The organism is Marinomonas posidonica IVIA-Po-181 (genome assembly GCF_000214215.1).
Taxonomy (GTDB): domain Bacteria; phylum Pseudomonadota; class Gammaproteobacteria; order Pseudomonadales; family Marinomonadaceae; genus Marinomonas; species Marinomonas posidonica.
Map to the genome: position 1 here is coordinate 2,614,191 of NC_015559.1, position 22,066 is coordinate 2,636,256.

Genomic DNA, 22,066 nt, shown 5'->3' on the forward strand with positions numbered 1-22,066 from the left:
TTTATGGCAATTTTAAATACCAAAGTGAATACGCGTAGTACCGAATTCACAGAAAATCAGGCCGCTATGCAAACTCAAGTGGATGACCTTAAATGTAAAATAGCGGAGGTCAGTCAAGGCGGGGGGGATAAGTATCGCCAACGCCATGTTTCACAAGGCAAGTTGTTAGCCAGAGATCGAATTAACGCGTTGCTGGATAAAGGATCGCCTTTTTTAGAGTTGTCTCAGTTAGCCGCCTATCAAGTGTATGATAGCCCCGTACCGTGTGCCGGGGTGGTAGCTGGCATTGGTATGGTTTCAGGCCAAGAATGCATGATTGTCGCTAATGACGCCACCGTAAAAGGCGGCAGCTACTTCCCGTTGACCGTTAAGAAGCACATACGCGCACAAACCATTGCCGAAGAAAACAATCTACCCTGCATTTACATGGTGGATTCCGGCGGTGCAAATTTACCCAATCAAGACAACGTCTTCCCCGACCGAGAACACTTTGGTCGTATTTTTTTCAATCAAGCCAATATGTCCGCACAGGGGATCCCGCAAATTGCCGCTGTGATGGGGTCTTGTACTGCTGGTGGAGCCTATGTACCAGCAATGGCGGATGAATCCATTATCGTCAAACAACAAGGCACTATTTTTTTGGCGGGCCCCCCCTTGGTCAAAGCCGCGACGGGGGAAGTGGTCAGTGCTGAAGAACTCGGAGGCGCGGATACCCACTGTCGCACGTCCGGTGTCGCCGATCATTATGCTCAAAATGACCAGCACGCGATTTCACTGATCCGTCAATCCGTGTCTCGACTTAATCGAGTTAAGCCTAGCCAACTTGATACACAAGCCTCCCGTGAACCTTTGTATGACAGCCAAGAGATTTACGGCATCGTACCGAAAGATAAACGACAGCCATTTGATGTTCGCGAGATCATTGCTCGTATCGTCGATGCTTCGGAATTTGATGAGTTCAAAGCACTTTATGGCACCACCCTAGTCTGTGGTTTTGCTCGGCTTTATGGTTACCCCATCGGCATAGTGGCCAACAATGGCATTATGTTTGGCGAGTCCGCTGAAAAAGGTGCACACTTTATCGAGCTCTGTACTCAGCGAAAAATCCCGCTCATTTTCTTACAAAATGTCACCGGTTTCATGGTGGGTAAACAATATGAAGCGGGTGGTATCGCCAAACATGGCGCAAAAATGGTCAATGCCGTGGCGTGCGCAAAAGTGCCCAAACTGACGGTGTTAATCGGCAGCTCATACGGTGCAGGTAATTATGGTATGTGTGGCCGCAGTTACGATCCACGTTTCCTGTTTATGTGGCCAAATGCGCGCATCTCAGTCATGGGCGGTGAACAAGCCGCTGGCGTACTGGCGCAAGTTAAACAAGCGCAATATGAACGTGAGGGCAAGCCTTGGACAGACACCGAAGAAGCGGACTTTAAACAACCTATCTTAGACATGTATGAGCATCAAGGGCACCCATATTATGCCTCAGCAAGACTTTGGGATGATGGCGTTATTGACCCGGCAGACACCCGAAAAGTACTCGGTTTAAGCCTTTCTGCTGCATTGAATAAGCCTATTGAAGAAACACGATTTGGTGTCTTCAGAATGTAACGAATGCTAATTATTGCGGATTCACTTGTTATACCTTGCGAGGTCTATTTCGTAATCCGTTGAATAAGTGAGTAAAACCATTAAAGAGAACACTTATGTCTGACTCAATTGTCCTTTATAGCCTGAATAAGTCGGGGGTCGCAACGGTGTGTTTAAACCGAGCGGAAAAGCATAACGCCTTTGATGACAAGGTCATTGCCGATTTGGAAATGGCGTTCCAACGTGCTGCTGACGACCCTAAGGTGAAGTTGGTGATATTGGCCGCAGAAGGAAAAAGCTTTTCCGCTGGCGCTGACCTGAATTGGATGAAGCGCATGGCGCAATATGATTATCAAGACAACCTTCGTGATGCTCAAGGCTTAGCAAGTATGTTGAAAACGCTCAACTTTCTTGAAAAGCCCACCATTGCCCGTGTTCAAGGCGCGGCCTTTGGTGGCGCGGTGGGTTTGGTATCCTGCTGTGATTTTGCGATTGCCAGTGAACAGGCTTCTTTTAGCCTCAGTGAAGTAAAACTCGGCTTAATTCCCGCCACCATCAGCCCTTATGTCATTGCCGCCATCGGTCAACGAGCCGCTCGCCGTTACTTTCTGACTGGCGAGCGCTTTTCGGCCAAAGAAGCTGAACAGTTAGGACTGGTAACAAAAATAGCCAGTCACGATGAACTGGATTCAACCCTAGATCAGTTAGTTAATCAGCTACTTAACAACAGCCCTCAAGCACTCAAACAGGCCAAGCAATTGGTTTTTGATGTGGCCGACAAAAACATTGATGACGCTTTAATACAAGACACTTCTGAGCGCATTGCTGCCATACGTGTGTCGGATGAAGGTCAAGAAGGATTAAGCGCCTTTTTCGACCAGCGCCCTGCCGCGTGGATAGGAGAATAACCAAGATGTTTGACAAAATACTCATTGCTAATCGAGGCGAAATCGCCTGCCGAGTGATTAAAACCGCTCGAAAAATGGGCATTCGTACTGTTGCTGTGTATTCTGATGCTGACCGTCACGCCCTCCATGTTGAGATGGCGGATGAAGCCGTACACATAGGTCATGCCCCTTCTCGCGAATCGTACCTCGTCATAGAAAAAGTCATTGCAGCGGCAAAACAAACCGGGGCTCAAGCCATTCATCCGGGTTATGGTTTCTTAAGTGAAAATGCCGATTTTTGTCGAGCTTGCCAAGACAACAACCTAGTCTTTATCGGCCCGCCTGTTGGTGCGATCGAAGCCATGGGGTCAAAATCGGCTGCCAAAGACATCATGGGAAAAGCCGATGTGCCATTAGTACCGGGTTATCATGGCGCGGATCAAGACCCAGAGTTACTTAGAGCAAGTTCGGAACAAATGGGCTACCCCGTACTGCTAAAAGCCGCCGCCGGAGGTGGTGGTAAAGGCATGCGCCAAGTTTGGCAAGCCGAGGATTTTGATGAAGCTTTAGCGGCCGCTAAACGCGAGGCGATGAATGGTTTTGGTGACGACACCATGTTAGTGGAGAAATACTTGACCGAGCCTCGTCATGTGGAAATTCAAGTTTTTTGTGATCAACACCACAATGCCGTTTATTTATTTGAGCGCGATTGCTCATTACAGCGCCGTCACCAGAAAGTTATTGAAGAAGCTCCTGCTCCCGGCATGTCAGACTCTTTACGCCAACAAATGGGTGAAGCCGCAGTCAGAGCAGCCCAAGCGATTGATTATCAAGGCGCTGGTACAGTGGAATTCTTGCTTGATCATGATGGCCGCTTTTACTTTATGGAAATGAATACTCGCTTACAAGTGGAGCACCCTGTTACCGAAATGATTACGGGGCAAGATTTAGTAGAATGGCAACTGCGTGTCGCCGCGGGACAAACATTACCCTGCCGACAAGAGCAATTAACGATTCATGGGCATGCATTTGAAGCTCGGGTATACGCTGAAGACCCCGATAAGGATTTCTTACCCGTTACCGGTCAACTGCATTTGCTACGCCCCCCAGCCAGTAACGATAATGTTCGAGTGGATACCGGCGTTCGACAAGGCGATGAGGTCAGCGTTTACTACGACCCCATGATTGCCAAACTCATCGTTTGGGATGAAGACAGAGAAACGGCGTTACAACGCTTACGCCAGTCCCTACGTGACTACCAAATTGCAGGCATGAAAACCAACCTACCTTTTCTCTACAAGTTGGCCAGTGTCGATGCGTTTGCCCATGCTGATCTGGACACGCGATTCATCGAGCGCCATGAGCAGGAGATCTTCAAGCCCGATGAACATGACCAGACAAAGCATTTACTACTCGCCACATTATTCATGCTCCTGAAAGAAAGTCCGTACCATTCTAGCGACGCTCATTCATCTGTCGATAACCTTTCACCTTGGTTGGAAACACATGACTGGCGCATGAATTTAGTTCATTGCCAACACATCACGCTATTGATCGATGACGAGCCTCATCATCTCAAAGTCCAAGCCACCACGCGAGATACACTTGATGGCTACAGGATTGAATATGACGGACAAGACTATTTTGTCGCTGGGGAACGGTTTGAACACGAGCTTATCGCTCACATTGAAGGACACCGACAAACAGCAACCGTGTCGCTCCAGGATAACAAAGGGATGCTATTTACTCAGCAAGGAAGGCTTGAATTCACCTTGCCGGAAGTCGATTTAGGCATGGAGGATGCCAGCCAGTCACAAGGCGCGCTAGCGGCACCCATGAACGGCACAGTGGTTGAACTGACCGTCAAAGCCGGTGAGAAGGTTAGCAAAGACAGCCTATTACTCGTCATGGAAGCAATGAAAATGGAGCACAGTATTCGTGCGCCAGCCGACGGTTACGTAGAAGAATTCTATTTCATCGCTGGTGATTTGGTCGACGGTGGTGCGCAACTTATGTCCTTTAATACGGAGGCAGAGACCGCCCTATGAGCTTACCTAAAAGGGTCAAAATCGTTGAAGTCGGCCCAAGAGATGGTTTGCAAAATGAGTCGCAGATCATCTCAACTGAAACCAAGATTGCACTGGTTAAAAAGCTCGCTGAAAGTGGTTTAGGCTATATTGAAACAGGCAGCTTTGTTAACCCTAAGTGGATTCCCCAGATGGCCGACAGCGAACAGGTATTTAGCGGCATAGAACGGCTGCCCGATATTACCTATGCGGCCTTAACGCCCAATCTAAAAGGCTTCCAACGGGCAATGGACGTAAAGGCTTCTGAGGTAGCTATTTTTGCCGCTGCTTCAGAAGCTTTTTCTCAAAAAAACATTAATTGCTCGATAGCCGAAAGTTTACAGCGGTTTGAACCACTGATCGCCGCCGCCAACGAGCAAAAAGTAGCGGTGCGCGGTTATGTATCCTGTGTTTTAGGCTGCCCCTATGAAGGCGATATTGCCCCCAGTAAGGTCGCAGACGTGACAGAACAATTACTCGCCATGGGCTGCTATGAAGTCTCCCTTGGCGACACGATAGGCGTGGGCACCCCAGCTGCCGTTGAACGCTTGTTAGATGAGGTTTTAATCAATACCCCAACAGACAAACTGGCGATGCATATGCACGATACTTATGGGCAAGCGTTGGCCAATATCTATGCCGCCCTATTGCGTGGTATCTCCGTGGTCGATGCGTCCGTGGCTGGATTAGGCGGCTGTCCCTACGCCAAAGGCGCGTCTGGGAACGTGGCGACAGAAGACGTGGTCTATCTACTCAATGGTTTAGGTATTGAGCATAAGGTGAATCTAGGAAAACTGATCGAAGCGGGTCAATTTATCAGCTCTGCTCTTGGGCGGAACAATGCGTCTAAAGTAGCTCACGCCCTTTCTCAGCAATAAAGATGCTTATAAAGCTGACATGGGATCCTTTAGGATCCCATGTTTTGTGCCGCCTCTTGAAAGGCATTTCGTAGCCAAATAAGCCCTTCGTCTTTGTGACGATACTGGTGCCATTGGGCACATTGTTTTAAGACTGGAATATCAAATGGCAGAGGGTGAATTTTTAGCGGCCATGCTTGGGCCATCTTATGCGCTAACCTCGCGTGAATCGTCGCAATATTGTCAGTGCCAATGACTAAAGCGGGCAAGGAGGCAAAACTGAAGGTAGTCGCCGCAATACGACGCTCTATATTGTGTTGGTTCGCAAAAGACAGTTCAAAAAAGCCTTTTTTCATACCACCTGGGCGCATCACCACATGACCTGCCTCAGCATATTTTTGCTTAGTCAACTCGCCTTTTGCCAGCTCACTATGCTGCCATACTACACAGGCAAACTCTTCTTCATACAAAACATCGTTGGGATGCTCCTTCGAAACAAAATCGGAAGGAATGATTAATAAGTCTGCTTCACCGCGCTCTAATTGCTCATGAGGGTTATCGATTTGCGCTAAAAACTCAAAACGTGCTGTGCATTTGTGCTGCCCAACCACCTCAAGTAAGTAGGGAATAAAAACAGTTTGCGTATAGTCGGAACAAAAGATGCTAAAAATTCTATCTGTGTTCTGTGGCTCAAACGTAGGCTGAATAAGAATCGTGCTTTCTATGTTATTCAAGGCATTGCGTACATGCACTTTTAAGTTCTCACCAAACGGTGTAATCAGCATTTTTCGACCCACTTGTGCCAGCAAGTCATCATTAAAATACTCTCTCAACCTAGATAAAGAATTGCTCAGTGCCGAGGGACTCATATTCAGTTTCTCTGCCCCTTTGGTAATGCTTTGCTCCGTCAGCAAGGTGTCTAATGCCACCAGCAAATTCAAATCAAGCTTTTTAAAACGCATGGGAATCTACCCTTCTTTATTATTTTAATCATTCGATAGTATCGAATCATCGATTCAATTTAAAGGGCTCTTGTGAATGATAAAGCTGACTTATAGTGGACTTGTTCTTAACGATAAAAATAAAACCTTCAACGAGAGGAAGAACAAATGAGTAGATTTAACTCCGCGTCATTTCGGCTTACGTCTGTGGCTGTCGCCATTATTTCCAGTACGTCAACCGCCTATGGCTTCAATATCGATACCGGCAGCTCTGATTTTAGGCTCAGCCTAGACAATACGGTTAAATACAGTACGGCGCTTCGCTTAGAAGACGCATCTCCTGGCCTGACAAACAGCGCCAACCAAAACGACGGTAACAATAACTTTGATAAGGGTCTGGTTTCCAACCGGCTTGATTTGTTCAGTGAACTGGATGGTTCCTATAAAAACATGGGCTTTCGAGTGAGTGGTGCCGCTTGGTACGACGACGTCTATAACGGTTCTACCGACAACACCAGCAGTACCGCTAATAACACACCTGCCAGCGAATTTTCTGATAACACCAAAAAAATCATGGGTGATGATGCTGAAATACTGGATGCCTTTGTCTATGGTTATTTTCCCGTTATGAATGGGATGGAAGGAACCGTTCGTTTAGGTCGTCACTCACTCTTATGGGGTGAGAGTTTATTCTTCGGATCTAATGGTATCGCAGGCGGACAAGCGCCTAATGACGTGGTGAAACTGCTATCTGTTCCCAACTCCACATTCAAAGAAACCGTTCGACCAACGGGTAAACTGTCGGTCGACATACCAATCAGTGATGAAGCAACCATTGGCGCCTATATCGGCTATGAATGGGAAGCGTCACGGATTCCACCTGTCGGTTCCTACTTGTCCAGTGGCGACGCCATTGGCTCAGATGTCTTATTGGCTGGTACAAGCACCATTGAAAAAACCGATGATGAAGAAGCCAGTGACTCCGGGCAATATGGTCTGCAATTGCGTTGGACTGATAATGATCTGGATGCAGATTTTGGTTTGTATGCCATTCGCTACAATGCTTATAGCGCCAGTAACCAGTATATGGTTGCACCTAGTGGTTTTCCTGAGCAATTCAAATTTGCCTACGCCGAAGGCATCGAAGCTTACGGTGCCAGTATGGCGAAAAGTGTTGGCGTTTGGGGTCTGGCAATGGAAGTATCTTATCGCCGTAATGCCCCTCTACAAAGTAAGGGCCAAACAATCACAGCAACGGGCGTGCAATACGACAACAATGATAATCCAGGTTATGCGGTCGGTGAAACAGCCCATGCTCAGTTCTCTTGGATGGCAAGTCTAGGACCAAGTTTTATCTCTAAAGAAGCCAGTTTTATGGGCGAAATTGCTTGGAATACTCGAGTCAAAACCACCGAAAACGAAAGTATGCTAAACCCCAATGCTGACCGCTCTGCGGTCGGTTTGAGAATGGTGTATAGCCCAACTTACCGTCAAGCTTTTGATGGCCTTGATCTGTCTCCATCCGTTGGCTTTGGCCACACTTGGGGGAAATCGTCTGCAGTAGGCGCCTTTGGGGTTGATGGGGGCGGTGATGTCAATGTCGGCATTAAAGCTGTCTATCTAGATCGGTGGAATATGTCCTTAAGCTACACCAAATTCTTAGGTGAAGAAGGCAACTTCCTCGATGACAACAATTATGCGCAATATAAGCAAACGTTGAAAGATCGAGACTTCCTTGCAGCTTCTATTAACACCACCTTTTAAGTTTTGGAGAACGAAATGTATAAAAACAAAAAACACCGTTTGAACGTTCTTTTCACCTCAGTACTGTTGAGCGGATTTGCTTCACTAAGCTTAGCCGCGGTCAGCCCAGAAGAAGCGGCTCGTTTAGGTCAGGATTTAACCCCTCTCGGCGGTGAAAAAGCAGGCAATAGCGCAGGCACGATTCCCGCTTGGACAGGAGGATTTAACAAACCTATCCCTGGGGAGATTCTAGGAGGAAAGCGCTTAGATCCATTTAAAGATGAAAAGCCGCTGTATTCCGTCACCGCACAAAATATGGCGCAATACAGTGAACATCTAACAGATGGCGTCAAGGCGATGCTTACTAAGTACCCGGATACCTATCGTTTAGATGTCTATCCTACGCACAGAACGGCGACAGCACCACAGTGGGTCTATGACTTTACGATGCAAAATGCACTCAAAGCAAAGTTAGAGGGGCATAAACTGATTGACGCTTATGGTGGCACCCCATTCCCTATCGCTAAAAATGGTCTAGAAGCCATTAATAATCACAGATTATCTTGGCGTGGCGTAAGCTGGGAAGCCGCATTCAACCAATATCAAATTACGTCAAGTGGCAAGGTGGTACTGACTACCGATGGCTTTATAAAACGTCAAGTTCCCTATTATTTTGAAGATGGCTCAAGTGAAGACTTCAATGGCTACTTTGAGCAGATTCTGCTGGAGAATTATGGTCCGCCAATTCGAGCTGGAGCACTGATTGGTGGACAAACCAATCTCAATTCCTCGAAAACCAAGTCGTACGTTTACTTAGCTGGCCAACGCCGAGTAAGAAAACTCGCCAATCCTTGCTGTGATACACCAACGCCTGCTACCGCTGGCTTGATGTCCTTTGATGAAATAAGTGTGTTTTCTGGACGTACCGAAACCTTTGATTGGAAGTTATTAGGTAAAAAAGAAATTTTCCTGCCTTATAACCAGAATCATTTTTTGCAATACCCAGACAAAGACATCATTACTGGAAATCACTTAAATCCAGATGCGGTTCGCTGGGAGCTACACCGAGTCTGGGTGGTTGAAGCAACTGTGGCGAAAGGCAAACGTCATCAAGCCGCACGTAGCCGATATTATCTTGATGAAGATACTTGGCAAGCCATGTTGGGCGATCGCTGGGATTCAAAAGGACAATTATGGAAAACACTTTGGGGTTTCAATTACATCATGCCGGAATTCCCAGGCACCATCCCTCAGACATTCGGCTTTTATAACCTACTGTCAGGGGAAGGTTACGCGGCTAACGTGATGAACGATAAAGCATTTCATTATCGTCCAAGAAAGCGTTTTCCTACCAGTACCTTTACCGGTCAAGGTATCGCGCGACAAGGTATGAGGTAACTAGAAATAAATTGAGTTGAACGGTTTGCCTTGAGGAGTGAGTAGCCTTACTCCCCTTTAGGTTACCTCATTGCCTTGGGGCAAACTGCTTTTTATCTATCAAGTTATTAAACAATTTAAACCGACTATTAAGCTGAAATAAAACAATTGGAGAACTTATGTTTCGTTATTTTCCGAGCAATTATCCATGGGACCTTTCGATCAATCTGGCACTAGAAATGGGGGCTCGTATAGGGGAAATTGAAGAGATGTGCGCACCGCTAAAAGAAGCGGCTAAAGCTAAAGACGAAGCAGGTTCAATAGCCTTTAGAGAAAGCTGGGAACGCATGGCGGATAAGCTGTGTGATTTGGCACAAGAAGACGAAGACAAGGGTCGATTGTTATCGGCTGGTGACAAATATGCTCGAGCAGCAACCTATTATGGCACAGCTGAACGCTTGCAAGGCCTTGGAAGCGAAAGTCGACTAACCCTATACAAACACTTTTTAAAAGTCTTCGCTAAAGGAACGACCTTAGCGAAAGAAAACTGTGAACGCGTTGAGATTCCTTACGAGGGTAAACACATATCCGCCTTATTTGTTCGCGCCGAAGGCGTCGAAGGCAAAGCGCCCATTCTCGTTCAAGTCAATGGCCTAGATTCTATTAAAGAGATGATCTATCGCGTAGGCGTGCCTCAATTATTAGCAAAACGTGGCATTTCCTCTCTCATTGTTGACCAACCAGGTACAGGCGAAGCCATACGCCTACAAGGGTTTACTGCCCGCTATGACAGTGAACATTGGGCCAGTCGAATTGTCGATTGGTTAGAAACACGTGACGAAATTGATGCCAAAAGAATTGGCTTACAAGGGGTTTCCCTCGGCGGTTATTACTGCCCAAGAGCCGTTGCTTTTGAACCTAGATTTGCCTGTGGCCTTGTATGGGGTGCTAACCATGATTGGCGTGATGTACAAAAACGTCGCTTAGAAAAAGAAGGTGACTTTCCCGTTCCGCACTATTGGGATCATGTACGTTGGGTGTGGGGCGCAAAAGACATGGACGAATTTATGCAAATCGCTGAAAACGTCCACCTTGATGGTGTACTCGATCAAATCAAGGTGCCATTCCTCGTCACCCATGGTGAAAAAGATTCTCAGATCCCTCTTAAATGGGCGTACCGAACCTATGAGCAACTCGTCAATAGCCCTAAACGAGAACTTAAAATTTTCACTGATCGAGAAGGTGGTGTACAGCACTCTAGCTTTGATAACTCCGCCAATGCAGGTGCCTACTTAGTCGACTGGGTGGCAGAAACGCTCGGTGGTCATACAGCCTAACCACTTACTAGAGGAAAGAGATATGAAAGTTGTAGGTTTAGAAACCATTATTTTTGGGGTAGACGATATCCCTTCTTGCGCCACCTTTTTAACCGATTATGGTCTCATTCCAGTCGATGTTACTGATGAGGGTGGGCGCTTTGAGGCGCTGGATGGCACAGGCGTTGTTCTGGCTAAAACAGAGGATCCGAGTCTGCCAGCCAGTGTTGGCAATGGCTGTATGATGCGAAAAACAATCATGGGCGTCGCTGACCAACAAAGTCTTGACGACCTGTATGCTGAGCTCAGTAAAGACCGTGCAGTCGAAACATTAGCAGATGGGTCTATCGAATCTCATGATGACTCAGGTTTCGCCATCGGCTTTCAAATCTCTAAGAAAAAGCAGATTAACCTAGTGGGCGAAATTTCAAACCTTCCAGGCTCGCCATTTCAAAGACCGGTTAACCAACTGGGCGTCGACGTCGATGCAGAACAAATTCGTCCGATAAGCCTGTCTCACATTGTGTATTTTGTGCCAGATGTTAAAAAAGCAGAAGCCTTCTATGTTGAACGACTGGGCTTTCGCTGTACCGATCGTTTTGAAGACATTGGGCCGTTTTTACAACCGAGCGGCAGTTTAGAACATCATACTCATTTTTTAATTGGTGCACCGCCGTTCATGCAAGGTGTTGAGCATTTTACCTTCCATTTTAGTGGCCCGACTGAGTTGATGCAAAATGGCGAGCGTTTTATCAAAAAAGGTTATCAAGCCTTTTGGGGACCAGGTCGTCATATTTTAGGTTCAAACTGGTTCTGGTATTTCAACAGCCCGTTTGCTTGCCATATTGAAATGGACGCCGACATGGATCTTCACGACAAAAATTGGACGCCTCGTGTTTCACCAATGGGAGCAGATGCTTCACAGGCTTTTTTGATGCGAAATCGAGAGAAATGGGCGCCTGGGGCAGACACCCCTCACAACGGTGATTATGAATAAAGGATCGAGAGAAAAAGGGTCGTTCTTCCCTAACAAAGCGTGGTACGAAGCACCATTCCCCCTTGTTTAATAACAAGGGGGTCGGCCTATAACAACGGCCTTTAGACTTCGCGACCACAGAATAAAAATAAATAACGTGGGTGATAAAATATGTTGATACTAAGAATCACAAACCAGATACGCTTTGGCAAAGCAAAAGCCAGAATTTGCCGACCTATTATTTTCCAATTAGGAGAAGTGTTATGAGTCAGCGATTTGGTTTAAAAGGTAATGTCGCTATCATGGCGTCGAACTGCGCAGGCATGCTTGATTTGGTTGCGTTACCCCTCTGGATAGGCGTGTTAGTAGCGGCTTATCATTATGACGCTCAGCAAGCTGGCGCGTTAGTCACTCTCTTTCTCATCGGTGCTGTTTGCGCAAGCCTATCAATTGCACCGCGTTTCAAAAAAATGAATCACAAACTGGTGACTACGGTTGGTTATCTGGCCGCGGGGGGGTGTTTTTTTATTGCCTCACAGACTTCCAGCTTTTTGCATTTAGCCATACTGCACTTGATTGCTGGTGCTTGTGCAAGTTCAGCGCTTAGCATGACCCATGGCACCGTTGCACGGGCTGAAAACCCTCATAGATTATACGCTATGACTGGGTTCGCATCCGGCTTGTTAGGCTTGGCATTTATGGCCGTTACGCCAAACATCATCCAGCTAAAAGGTGGCCATTCCTTGTTTATTATCTTTGCGGGAGTAATGGTCTTAGCCGCTTTAATCTGTGCCCTAGCCTTCCCTAGAGTCAATTTTGACAAGCCAGAGTTAGAGAAAAGCGAAACCCTAACTCATAAAAAAATCCCCACTAATGTTTGGTACGGCATGATAGGCATTAGCTTAATGGTAGTGACACAGGCCATGACCTTTAGCTTTATGGAACGTGTTGCCAATGAGAGAGGCTTTAGCGCAAAGGAAATCACCTTCATTCTAGTGGCGCTTTCCCTATTTAACCTTTTTGCTACTGTCATGGCTGGTATCTCAGAAAAACGTATCTCGACTCGTTTAGTTCTTTTCCTTGGCCCTGTCATACAGGTGATCTTAGCCAATATTATTATGAATTCGTCGTCATTAATGTTATTCGGTGCCGCGTCTATCGTCTTTGTCTCACTCATCATGTTCACCCATACCTTTGTATTTGGCTTGTTAGCCAAATTGGATACTTCTGGACGTGCTTTAGCCGCCACACCTGCAGTACTAATGATAGGCGCCGCCATCGGCCCGGTTCTCGGCGGCACCATTGTCAAGCTAGCCGGCTATCATGGTATCGGTATTGCGGCACTGTGTTTTGGCAGTCTCTCTGTGTTTTGTTTTATGCGGGTTTTTCACCAAGCTCCTCTAATGGTTAAATCGGAGCCTACAGTATGAAGGGACAAGGTGGAAAATTAGGCTTCTATCCTATCGCACTACTGCTTTTGCTTATTTTCTCTATCAGCAAAAGCCAAGCGGCAACCAAGGATGCAATGGAGCGCGCTGCGACCCAATCCGATTTAGGTGATCATTCTGTTCTATTAGGTGCCGCCTACGCGGGCGCTTCTCTTTTTACCGTGGGTGAAAGAGGCTTAATTCTCCGCTCTAACGATAATGGTGAAAGCTGGCAACAGGTCCCCTCTCCAGTGAGCGTGACCTTAACTGGCATAGCCTTCAGCGATAAGAATAACGGTTACGCGATTGGGCACAGCGGCATTGTCTTAGGAACAAGCAATGGTGGTGACAGTTGGCAAGTTAAGTTAAATGGCCAAGCCTTAGCAAAGCAGTTACTCACGGAAGCCATCGATGACGGCGATGACCAAACGATTCAAGAGATGCAGCGTCTCGTGACAGATGGCCCAGACAAACCTTTTTTGGATCTTTTACAACTGGGTCCAAAACATTTGGTGGTCGTCGGTGCCTATGGCCTTGCCGTTGAAACAAAAGACGCAGGAAAAACGTGGCAATCTTGGATGGGGCGCATCGAAAACTTTTTCGGTTACCACCTTTATGCCGTCAGAAAACAAGGCGATCGAGTATTAATCGCGGGGGAACAAGGCTTCATTGCATTATCCGTGGACAATGGACAGACCTTTAAGACACTAGAGTCGCCATATGAAGGCAGTTTTTTCACTGCTGAGTTACTCCCAAATAACGATCTGATTGTTGCAGGCCTTCGAGGCAATGCTTTTGTTTCTCATGACAAGGGTTCTTCTTGGGAAAAAATCATTGATCCGCTACCTGCGTCTATTACCGCCTCGCTGATCAGCAAAAATGGACAGCTGTTTATGTCAAATCAAGCCGGCATGATACTGTCATTAGCAAACGACCAGTTGCTTCCTATTAATCACAAACCACTTCCGCCACTAACTCATCTAATAGAAACCTCTAAAGGTAATCTGCTTGCTCTTAGTATCAGTGGTTCCATTCCAGTACACATAGGAAACTCAAAATGAAGTATGAAGTCCCTGTTTCCGACACTAAAAAAGCGCCTTTCGACCCAAACTCTGGGCAGCTGATTGAGAGAATACTGTTTAATCATAGATTGATTGTGTTGATGATTTTTACCGTTTTGTCGGTCATTCTTGCATGGCAATCCAGTAAACTGACCATTAATGCAAGCTTTGAAAAGACTCTTCCGACAGAACAAAGCTATATCAAAAATTACCTTAATTACGAGACAGAACTGACCGGGCTAGGCAACGCGCTTAGAATTGCCGTCGCCAACCCTGGCGGCAGTATTTATGATGCCCACTATCTTGAACTCTTGCGTCAACTAAGCGATGAAGTCTTCCTTATGCCAGGCGTGGATCGTGTCCAAATGAAATCCCTTTGGACACCTTCTACTCGCTGGATCGGTATCACCGAAGAAGGCTTAGAAGGCGGCCCAGTTATTCCAGAAGGATACGACGGTTCTCCTGAAAGCCTACAACAGCTTAAAGCGAATGTTGCTCGCTCTGGGCAAATAGGCCAACTCATCGCCGCAGACGAAGAATCGACTGTGATTTATATGCCGCTGTTAAATCAAGACGCAACAGGCAAGCCTCTTGATTATGCAAGCTACTCTGAAAAATTAGAGAAGCTACGTGCTAAGTATCAAGAAAAAGGATTAGACATTCACATAACGGGCTTCACAAAAGTGATGGGGGACCTCATTGCGGGAGTGCAAACCGTTATTTGGTTTTTCGTTGTTGCTGTGGTCATCGCCACGTTAATGGTCTTTTGGTACACCCGCTGCGTTCGCTCCACTGGCTTAGTGGTGTTTGCTTCTTTATTGGCTGTGGTATGGCAGTTGGGCATATTGCCAACGCTAGGTTATGACCTTGATCCCTATTCCATCCTAGTGCCCTTTTTAGTCTTTGCGATCGGTATGAGCCACGGGGCGCAGAAAATGAATGGCATAATGCAGGATGTAGGCCGAGGTTTTGACAAACTTGTCGCGGCTCGATTTACCTTTAGACGGCTGTTTCTAGCGGGTCTTACCGCCTTACTTGCTGATGCGGTAGGTTTTGCCGTGCTATTAGTGATTGATATCAAAGTCATCCAAGAATTGGCCATCGCCGCTTCCATAGGTGTGGCGGTACTGATCTTCACCAATTTAATTCTACTTCCTATCCTGCTTTCCTATGTGGGTGTCAGCACTTCGGCGGCACAACGCAGTGTCGTTAACGATATAACGTCCGATGAAAGCAAAAAAGCGCCCATTTTATGGCGTCTTTTGGATAAATTTACTCAACGAAAATGGGCAACCGCGGCCTTAATCTGTGGGTTTATATTAGCGGCAGGCGGCTATTATCAAAGTACTTATCTAAAGATTGGGGATTTGGATCAAGGCGCACCAGAGTTACGTAAAGACAGTCGATACAATCAAGACGTTGCCTTTATGAATAAGCATTATGGCGCTTCCAGTGATGTATTAGCCATTATGATCAAAACCCCGGATGGTCAATGTTCTCAATATCAAACACTGAATAAAATTGATGCGCTAGAATGGCAGTTACGCCAATTACCGGGCGTAGAATCCACCAATTCACTCCCTTTATTGTCCCGCAGAGTGTTAGCTGGATTAAACGAAGGCAACCCAAAATGGTATGAATTTTTAGAAAACCAAAGAATGTTAAATTACATCACTGCTGGTGCGCCCCGTGGGCTGTACAACAACAGTTGTAATTTACTGACTATTTATACCTATCTTGAAGATCACAAGGCCGACACCTTAAGCCGGATTGTGTCCCACGTCGAACAATTCGCTGCACAAAATAATACTGATGATGTCCAATTTCTGCTAGCGGCAGGCAGTGCTGGTATTCAGGCAGCAACCAACATAACGGTTAAAGAAGCTTGGTATAACATGCTCTTTCTTGTTTACGGGGCGGTCATCATTCTCTCCTTTATTACCTTTCGCTCATGGCGCGCCGTCGTGGTGGCGGTGCTTCCGTTAATGCTGACCTCCGTGTTAGCTGAAGCGCTAATGGTGCAACTTGAGATGGGCGTAAAAGTCGCTACCTTGCCAGTTATCGCCCTTGGAGTAGGTATTGGCATCGATTACGCCTTGTATATTTTATCCATTACTCTGATGGAGTTACGTCGAGGTTCAAGCCTATCAAAGGCTTACTTAAGAGCACTTAATTTCACTGGAAAAGTGGTCATGCTCACAGGCATAACCTTATCGATTGGTGTTATTACTTGGGTACTTAGTCCCATTAAATTCCAAGCCGATATGGGACTATTGCTGGCCTTCATGTTCTTATGGAACATGTTAGGAGCGCTTATTTTGCTGCCTGCGTTAGCACACTTTTTATTAAAGCCCAGTTATGCCAATGCAAACCAGCAGGAGGTAAGTGAGGCTCGTGATCAAGATGTCACGCCACCTCAAACAATGAAAGCTGAGAAAGCCGAGTCGATAGCAGACGCGTCATCAGAAAAGACGCTGTCTGATACAAGCAACCGGCCCCTATCAACATCATTATGAGTAAGTTCTCTCCTCTATGTCATGTTGATGACCTAGAGAATGACAGCACAAAAGGTTTTCTAGAAAACGAAAATGGGCAGGATGCCATTTTTATCGTGAAGAAAAACGGTGAGCTTTACGGTTGGAAAAATGCGTGTCCGCATGTGCAGGGAGCGCCGATGGCATGGCGTAAGGATCAGTATCTGAATACTCAGAAAACGCACCTTACCTGCTTTGCTCACGGTGCATTGTTTGACCCTACCACAGGGCTTTGTATTCAAGGTCCCTGTCTTGGTAAGACATTAGAAAAAGTTGAACTCTTCGTCAGTTCTGAAGGCATTGTTTCATTTTTAGACCTAAACAATAAAAATAAGGAGTCATGATATGTCAGCTGTAAATAAAGTTTTGGTGATCGGTGGTGGTTTCTCGGGAATGGCCGCGGCAATCAGGCTATCTCGCAACGGAATCGATGTCGACTTGGTCGAGATTGACCCAGATTGGTGTGAACTGGGTGCTGGTATTACTATTAATGGTGTCTCCATGCGAGCTTTAGAGATCCTCGGTCTTTATGATGACGTCGTTAAGCAAGGGTGTGTAACCGATACCATCGGCATGTATTTAAGTAATGGTCAGCTGCTAACCAATCTACCGACGCCAAGCCCGGTCGGTTCGAGCGTAGGGGGTTGTGGCGGTATTTTTAGACCGACCTTGGCACGCATTATGTCCAATGCAACACTTGAAGCAGGCGTTAACGTGCGTTTGGGTTGTACTTATAACAGCATTACTCAGGCAGAAAATGGGGCGGAAGTGACATTCACTGATGGTACGACAGGCCAATATGATCTCGTCATCGGTGCGGACGGTATCCACTCAAAATTACGCCAAGAATTTTTCCCAGAGGTGCCAGATCCTGAATATGTCGGTCAAGGTGTATGGCGTGCCATTATGCCTCGCCCAGAAGAAATTGACCGTGTTCATATGTGGTTGGGTCAACACCTAAAACTGGGTGTTAATCCTGTTTCTGATTCGCTCATGTATATGTTCATCACCGAAGATCGTCCAAACAAAGAGCACATTGATAAATCTACCTGGCCAACCCTGTTTGCCGAGTTAATGTCGGAATTTTCCGATCCCATTGTTCAAGCCTTGATTCCTCGTGCTTATGATGAACGAGCCAGTATTGACTACCGCCCTCTGATGAACATCTTAGTCAAAATGCCTTGGAACCGTGGTCGCCTTGTTTTAATCGGTGATACCGTCGCCGCCACCACTCCTCACCTGGCCTCAGGCGCTGGTATTGGCATTGAAAGTGCCATCGTTTTAGCAGATGAGTTAGCCAGAAATGAGGATCTAGACAGCGCGTTTGCAAGATTTCACGAACGTCGTTGGGAACGCTGCAGAATGGTTGTTGAAAACTCGGCTCGCCTCTGTGACATCGAGATTCATGGTGGTGACAAAGAAGAACATTCCGCCATTATGCGTGAATCTTTAATCGCTCTGTCTCAACCTATTTAATGAACCTTCTTTTTTTAACCTGCTGTACTATAGGAGTGAAGCCGTATGACTCTTCCGACAACTCATCGTGTTATAACGGGTCATGATGAAGAGGGTAATGCCATTATTGTCGAAAATGGCCCAATACCCACTACGATGGATTTCGACGCCATTCCAGGGACAAAATTTCATGAGATATGGAACACCACGGAAACACCAAGTCTCATTAATCTTGATGATCAAGACCCAACATTAGGACCAGTTGTTTTATCGCCGCCAAAGAATGGGACACGTATTCGTTTTGTCGATATCCCGCCAGATACGGAAGAGTTTTTAACTCAGGGTAAAGACAAAATGGAGGGGGTCTTTTCGAGCATTGGTAGTAGTGAGTTTTCAACGGTAAAAGAAAATTCACCTCATCCCCTAATGCACAGGACAGAATCCGTCGATTACGGCATCGTCATAGAAGGAGAGCTGACCCTCATTGTGGACGATGGAGAGACACAGCTAAAACCTGGCAGTGTGGTCATACAACGAGGGACAAATCATGCTTGGGCGAATAAATCCAACAAGATGTGCCGAATTGTCTTTATCTTGGTTGATGCTTGTTATGACGCGGAATTAGACAAGGCTTTAACAGCTAACAATTAGCCAATAATCAAAGTTCAAAAAGCCATTCCAGCGGAATGGCTTTTTTTGTTATTAAACAGGATAAGTCTTTGCAGTGACATTCCTGAAAATAACGGATTCTCAGGAAAATAGAATAGATGGCGAGCGTCCAAATTGAAACGTCCTGCATTGAGAATAGCAACATAAAACCATCGTTACTCTCAATACAGGACGTTTAATTGGTTACGATTTCGAACGACGAAATAAAATGGTCAGTACGAATAATATCGTTTTGAAATTAAGCAACTTAAGAGCGGCTCTGGCTTCTTCAGGCTTAAGTCGCGCTTTCATTGGCATCGATCCAAATATCTTTCCCGTTATGACCAGATCGTCACCATCTTGCTCCAGCGCTCGGATGGTCATCAGCTCCTTACCTTGACCATCGTATACCATCATCTGTTTTTTCTTGTCGGAACGGCTCATCGCACTTCCTCATTGAATACTTTATCGTAGTCAATACCAAGGTCGTCCATCATTTGAATAGCAGTTGCACGGCCTCCGCCTGTCACGCCACCACCTGGGTGCATAGCGGGGCCCACTAGATACAAGTTTTCTACTTCAGGGACTCGGAAATCGCCAAGGTCAGGGGTCGGTCTATGCCCCATACTTTGATAAAAGGGATTTGCCGCACCATGAATATCGCCATTCAGAAAGCTGTTCGGGCTATAACGTTGATGGTCCATTGGCGAACCAATATGACGCGCTATAATATTGTCATCCTCAAGGCCGTCATAAAACTTACGATATTGTGCTAAAGCTTCATCAGCAATGGCTTCTTTGCTCTCATCCCACCCTTCTAATCCGCCTTCATGCAGTTTGGCAGGCACTAGATGTACACCGTAAAACACCCCACTGCCCGCCGGCGCTCTGGATGGATCAGTGTGAGTGACATCAAACCCACCAATCAAACGAGATGACGGTACTCCGCGTCGAATTTTATCAAACTCCATGCACATGTCGCGAACCGTATAAAAGTCCATCAGTTCTACCGCATGTGAGTGATACTCTTTGCCGACCTTCAGGGTCGCTTGCTTTTTCAAATTTAGGTGAATCATATTGACCGATATTTCAGTGGTCGTAACGCGCTTTGCACGCTTAACAACAGGCTCTGGAACCCCCTCAACGAACTTATCCAAAACGTGCGGATGGATTGCGCCAATCACACCATCTTTCGCCATAAAGGTTTCGCCGTTTGTTAGTTCAAGTCCTGTCGCTTTTCCAGAAGAGACGATGACGCGTGCCACTTCAGCATCACATCGCACTTCCCCACCATAATGCTCAATACATTTAACTAAGGATTCAGAGAGTTTGCCAGATCCCCCTTTCGGGACACCACCGCCATAGGTATGAAGCATGGCGTTAGACAAGAAAGCCGCAATACCCGTACCCAAATCGTCAGGATTAATCAAGGCTTCAGCGACGGCACGAAGCAAATGCAATTTAACCAGTTCATTTTCAAATGTTTCTTCGATAATGTCGCGAGCGCTACGCTGCATCATATCAAACATAAAACGTCCCTGATCGGATTGATCCATCATGGCGACAAACGCACCTAATGGCGTTGGCGGAATAGCAAGTCCTGTCATCATCATGGGCAAAACTTTCTGCCCCGCTTGAACAAACTGTCGATACACTTCGGCATCACGAGGAGAAACTTTCGCAAACTCTTCACAGGTCCGATCAAGATCTTTCCATGAAACGAGAACAGTGCCATCATCCCACACACTCACGACACTGCGATCCATGTAGTCATAACTCAAACCAAACTTAGACTGCAAACCCAGTTCGTCATTTTGTATTAAAGGGTTCGCTAAAATCATAACGTGCGTTGCGGAATGCTCGTCATTAAAATAACCAGGGGTCATCAACTCTCTTGTTGTGACACCACCACCGTAAAAAGGCTGCCGCTCCAAAACAATTACTTTTTTGCCAGCTTTCGCCATGTAGGCAGCAGCAACCAAACCATTGTGGCCGGCGCCCATTACAACAACGTCATAATGACTCATCTCACTTACTCCTATTATTTTTTTTATAGATTGGGTTATAGTCTATCCTTCCTGAAAAACACCAATAAGTGCGAAATACACCTCTTTTTAGATCAAATCGTACATAAGGAAGGGCTATGGATCTCTTAAGCGAAACGTTACTTTCCCTAAAAATAAAAAATATGTTGATCGGAACCTATCACTTAAGCGCCCCTTGGGGGTTTAGCTCACAGGGTTTTGACTATGGCTTCAGCTTTAATGTGATTGAAAACAGTTGCTGGATAACACCAGAGGGAGAAGAGCCAATTGAACTTCACTCAGGCGATTCTTTTATCTTTCCCCGTGGTGGGCCTATGTCTCTCAGTTCTGATCACCAAGTAGAGATTCATCCTGTTGCTGACGTCTGGAACTCAGAGGAGGAAAGCTTTATTGGGTTTGAGCAACATCCACCTGGTGCCTATTACGAAACTCATTGGGGAGGCGGTGGTGAAAAAACTCGCTTGCTGAGTTTAGTGTTTGAAATCGAGGAACAAAGCCGAAGCAGTTTATTCAATGCCTTGCCACATTTTTTAGTATTACGTAAACATGAATGCCAAGAGTTTCATTTAATTCGTTCTGCCCTCTATGCCATTGCTCAAGAAAAAACCAATATGCAACCGGGAGAATATGCGATTAGAAACCACATCAGTGAAGCGCTTTTAGTCAGCCAGTTACGCGCCCATGTCGCTCAAACACACTATTCATCGGGGTTACTGGCCGCCATTAAAGACCCCTATTTGCAACCGCTATTAATTGCGTTACATAAAACGCCACAGAAAAAGTGGAGTGTGGAATTGATGGCCAAAGAAGCCGGATTGTCGCGGACAGCGTTCGCCAAACGATTTAACAACATACTGGATAACACGCCGATGAATTACTTACATCAACATCGAATGGAGCTGGCCGCAACCAAACTAAAAGAGACTCAAGCTAATGTTGAAACCATTGCTCAGGATTTGGGGTATGCGAATAGTCAGCACTTTAGAAAACACTTTTTACGCACTTATCAACAATCACCAAGTGCATACAGAAACTCATCGTCTTAAGGTGCTTCGTTCTTTTTTACAGTACCCTTTTGTGCGAGGCGAAATAAAGATACATCATCGTATTTACAAGACACTTTGCTCTTTTTAAAAGTAGTGT

At 46.1% G+C, this 22,066-nt stretch carries 18 protein-coding genes; 15 read left to right on the forward strand and 3 right to left on the reverse strand.

Translation table 11 applies throughout. The annotated features are described in order from the left end of the window. Nucleotides 1-3: 3 nt before the first annotated feature. From MAR181_RS12120 to MAR181_RS12135, 4 genes are all read left to right on the forward strand, one after another. Nucleotides 4-1,611 carry a carboxyl transferase domain-containing protein gene (locus MAR181_RS12120; RefSeq protein WP_013796889.1) on the forward strand — a complete coding sequence of 536 codons (1,608 nt, stop codon included), beginning with the start codon at nucleotides 4-6 and terminating at the stop codon, nucleotides 1,609-1,611. A 95-nt stretch (nucleotides 1,612-1,706) separates the two neighbouring features. Next, a complete protein-coding gene (locus MAR181_RS12125; protein ID WP_013796890.1) occupies nucleotides 1,707-2,498 on the forward strand; it encodes an enoyl-CoA hydratase/isomerase family protein in 792 nt (263 codons plus the stop codon). 5 nt (nucleotides 2,499-2,503) lie between these two features. Continuing rightward, nucleotides 2,504-4,525 carry an acetyl-CoA carboxylase biotin carboxylase subunit gene (locus MAR181_RS12130; RefSeq protein WP_013796891.1) on the forward strand — a complete coding sequence of 674 codons (2,022 nt, stop codon included), beginning with the start codon at nucleotides 2,504-2,506 and terminating at the stop codon, nucleotides 4,523-4,525. Continuing rightward, nucleotides 4,522-5,421: a hydroxymethylglutaryl-CoA lyase gene (locus MAR181_RS12135; RefSeq protein ID WP_013796892.1), complete on the forward strand. Its 900-nt coding sequence runs from the start codon at nucleotides 4,522-4,524 to the stop codon at nucleotides 5,419-5,421. The genes MAR181_RS12130 and MAR181_RS12135 overlap by 4 nt, the downstream gene beginning before the upstream one ends. 29 nt (nucleotides 5,422-5,450) lie before the next feature. Here the strand turns inward: MAR181_RS12135 and MAR181_RS12140 are convergent, their stop codons facing one another. Beyond that, the gene (locus MAR181_RS12140) at nucleotides 5,451-6,362 is read right to left on the reverse strand and encodes a LysR family transcriptional regulator (protein WP_013661360.1); all 912 of its coding nucleotides are present in this window, start codon (nucleotides 6,360-6,362) and stop codon (nucleotides 5,451-5,453) included. Between the two features lie 147 nt (nucleotides 6,363-6,509). Here MAR181_RS12140 and MAR181_RS12145 point away from each other — a divergent pair, with 147 nt between their 5' ends. From MAR181_RS12145 to MAR181_RS12190, 10 genes are all read left to right on the forward strand, one after another. Further along, nucleotides 6,510-8,105 carry a DUF1302 domain-containing protein gene (locus MAR181_RS12145; RefSeq protein WP_013796893.1) on the forward strand — a complete coding sequence of 532 codons (1,596 nt, stop codon included), beginning with the start codon at nucleotides 6,510-6,512 and terminating at the stop codon, nucleotides 8,103-8,105. Nucleotides 8,106-8,120: 15 nt separating this feature from the next. Further along, the gene (locus MAR181_RS12150; protein WP_013796894.1) at nucleotides 8,121-9,482 is read left to right on the forward strand and encodes a DUF1329 domain-containing protein; all 1,362 of its coding nucleotides are present in this window, start codon (nucleotides 8,121-8,123) and stop codon (nucleotides 9,480-9,482) included. 158 nt (nucleotides 9,483-9,640) lie between these two features. Beyond that, a complete protein-coding gene (locus tag MAR181_RS12155) occupies nucleotides 9,641-10,798 on the forward strand; it encodes an alpha/beta hydrolase family protein (RefSeq protein WP_013796895.1) in 1,158 nt (385 codons plus the stop codon). Between the two features lie 22 nt (nucleotides 10,799-10,820). Beyond that, complete coding sequence (locus MAR181_RS12160; RefSeq protein ID WP_013796896.1) at nucleotides 10,821-11,774, forward strand: VOC family protein; 954 nt, start codon at nucleotides 10,821-10,823, stop codon at nucleotides 11,772-11,774. A 242-nt stretch (nucleotides 11,775-12,016) separates the two neighbouring features. Then, entirely contained in the window at nucleotides 12,017-13,183 is a 1,167-nt protein-coding gene (locus MAR181_RS12165; RefSeq protein ID WP_013796897.1) for an MFS transporter, read from the forward strand. Then, the gene (locus tag MAR181_RS12170; protein WP_013796898.1) at nucleotides 13,180-14,241 is read left to right on the forward strand and encodes a WD40/YVTN/BNR-like repeat-containing protein; all 1,062 of its coding nucleotides are present in this window, start codon (nucleotides 13,180-13,182) and stop codon (nucleotides 14,239-14,241) included. Before MAR181_RS12165 ends, MAR181_RS12170 begins: the two co-directional genes overlap by 4 nt. Next, nucleotides 14,238-16,757 carry an efflux RND transporter permease subunit gene (locus MAR181_RS12175; protein ID WP_013796899.1) on the forward strand — a complete coding sequence of 840 codons (2,520 nt, stop codon included), beginning with the start codon at nucleotides 14,238-14,240 and terminating at the stop codon, nucleotides 16,755-16,757. The genes MAR181_RS12170 and MAR181_RS12175 overlap by 4 nt, the downstream gene beginning before the upstream one ends. Next, nucleotides 16,754-17,119, forward strand: a complete 366-nt coding sequence (locus MAR181_RS12180) for a Rieske (2Fe-2S) protein (protein WP_013796900.1) — start codon at nucleotides 16,754-16,756, stop codon at nucleotides 17,117-17,119. The genes MAR181_RS12175 and MAR181_RS12180 overlap by 4 nt, the downstream gene beginning before the upstream one ends. A 1-nt stretch (nucleotide 17,120) precedes the next feature. Then, nucleotides 17,121-18,251, forward strand: a complete 1,131-nt coding sequence (locus MAR181_RS12185) for an FAD-dependent oxidoreductase (RefSeq protein ID WP_013796901.1) — start codon at nucleotides 17,121-17,123, stop codon at nucleotides 18,249-18,251. A 45-nt stretch (nucleotides 18,252-18,296) separates the two neighbouring features. Next, nucleotides 18,297-18,881, forward strand: a complete 585-nt coding sequence (locus MAR181_RS12190) for a cupin domain-containing protein (RefSeq protein WP_013796902.1) — start codon at nucleotides 18,297-18,299, stop codon at nucleotides 18,879-18,881. A 201-nt stretch (nucleotides 18,882-19,082) separates the two neighbouring features. On the opposite strand, the gene MAR181_RS12195 is transcribed toward MAR181_RS12190, so the two are convergent. Together MAR181_RS12195 and MAR181_RS12200 are read right to left on the reverse strand one after the other, a co-directional pair. Continuing rightward, nucleotides 19,083-19,322 carry a hypothetical protein gene (locus MAR181_RS12195; protein WP_013661371.1) on the reverse strand — a complete coding sequence of 80 codons (240 nt, stop codon included), beginning with the start codon at nucleotides 19,320-19,322 and terminating at the stop codon, nucleotides 19,083-19,085. Then, complete coding sequence (locus tag MAR181_RS12200) at nucleotides 19,319-20,905, reverse strand: phytoene desaturase family protein (protein ID WP_013796903.1); 1,587 nt, start codon at nucleotides 20,903-20,905, stop codon at nucleotides 19,319-19,321. The genes MAR181_RS12195 and MAR181_RS12200 overlap by 4 nt, the downstream gene beginning before the upstream one ends. A gap of 116 nt (nucleotides 20,906-21,021) precedes the next feature. Between MAR181_RS12200 and MAR181_RS12205 the strand changes: the two genes are divergently transcribed. Then, nucleotides 21,022-21,969 carry an AraC family transcriptional regulator gene (locus MAR181_RS12205; RefSeq protein ID WP_013796904.1) on the forward strand — a complete coding sequence of 316 codons (948 nt, stop codon included), beginning with the start codon at nucleotides 21,022-21,024 and terminating at the stop codon, nucleotides 21,967-21,969. Nucleotides 21,970-22,066: the final 97 nt, after the last annotated feature.